This is a genomic window from Candidatus Phytoplasma sp. AldY-WA1 (assembly GCF_020312115.2).
GTDB lineage: Bacteria > Bacillota_I > Bacilli_A > Acholeplasmatales > Acholeplasmataceae > Phytoplasma > Phytoplasma vitis.
The window spans coordinates 1-1,529 of sequence record NZ_JAHRHX020000099.1 but is presented as its reverse complement, the minus strand read 5'-3'; the positions used below and the strand labels follow the sequence as shown (position 1 = coordinate 1,529).

Here is a 1,529-nt window from a genome sequence, read left to right as displayed (position 1 = left end):
CCTTTTTTTCAAGAAGTTGTAGATGAAAATAAATTTAAAAATTTTAGTTCAGAACAACAAAAAGAACTTTTGAGTTTGAATCAACATCAAATTCCTCGCACTTTTAAATTCAACTTAATTGAAAAGATTTTGCACCCATCTATTAATGATAATAAATCTTTAAATGATTCTTTAGAAATTAAAGATACAAAATTTACTTTTAAATTAAAAAATAATGCTGTTTTCGAAAATAATAAACCCATTGACGCAGAAATTATTAAATATACTTTAGAAAAATACTTTAATTTAATGAATTTTAAAGATTATTTTAATTTGACAGATAATGATTATATCTCAATCGATTCTAATAATCGTTATGTATTTACTTTAAATTTTCAAACTGAAACAAGTTTATTAGAAGTAATTAAAAAAATTAATAAAATTTATTTATTAGAATCAACTTCTTTTGAAAAATCTATTATAGAAAATCAAACTAAATATGGCACTCAAGATCATCCTTTTATATCTTATGGACCTTATAAAATCAAAGAAGGATATAATAGCAACAAATGGATTTTAGAAAAATCAACTTCTTATTTTGATAAATCACAAGAAGCCGTACCTTATAACCATATAGAAATTTTAATTGAACATAATAACGGATGTGACGATCACGAACAAGAATTGTTTTTAGATAAAAAAATTAATTATTGTGCAATTGAAGCTAATACAAAAGACGAACGATTCAAAGAACATTATAATACATCATTGTTTTGCAAACCCGATTCATATTCTTTGATATTGAAGTTATCTGATGGTGGTAGAGTAGAAAATATAGATTTAAGAAAAGCTTTATTTTATGCAATTGACAGAAAAAAATTATCAAGTTTTCTTCCAAATATTGCCCCTTCTTTGAATTATATGAGCGATAATTATTGTTATCCTAAGTTATCTTCTGTAAAAACATATAATTTGACTAATGAACACAAAACAAATATCAATGATAAATTACAACAAGATTTAAATGAATTACCTGATGGAAACATTAAAAACCAAATTACAATACAAAAATTAAAAGATAATTATGGTTATAATAAAGATTTAGCGCGTTATTTTTTTCAAAAGTATATTACTGATACTAATTCTGATGGGGTTGTTACTTTGACTTTAAGTACTAGAGAAGGTATGTTTACTAGCGAATCATTTATTGGCGAATTTAAAAAACAATTGGAAGAATGTTTATCAATTGCGTCAGATCAAAAAATAATTATTGATTATAGATTAAATGATACAACAACTGATCTAAATATTTTTGTTTCCGGAATGAGTCCTGAATGTTTTATTTTCCCTTCAAGAACACCAAATACTTTAACACAAGAAGAAAAAGAACACATTCATGATAAATTAGAACAACAAGCTTATAAGAAATTATTCATGATTCCTTTATGTTCTCAAAGACAAATACGTTTTTTACATAATCCTAAAGAAAATTTTAAAAAATATTTTATTATTTTCGGTTTTAGAAATCAACCTTTAGATTATTGTAACCC

At 23.7% G+C, this 1,529-nt stretch carries 1 protein-coding gene; it reads left to right on the top strand.

The window, feature by feature from the left end; genetic code table 11:
* The coding region (locus KTO59_RS04225) for an ABC transporter substrate-binding protein (protein WP_284928810.1) at positions 1 to 1,529 on the top strand (1,529 nt) is incomplete at both ends.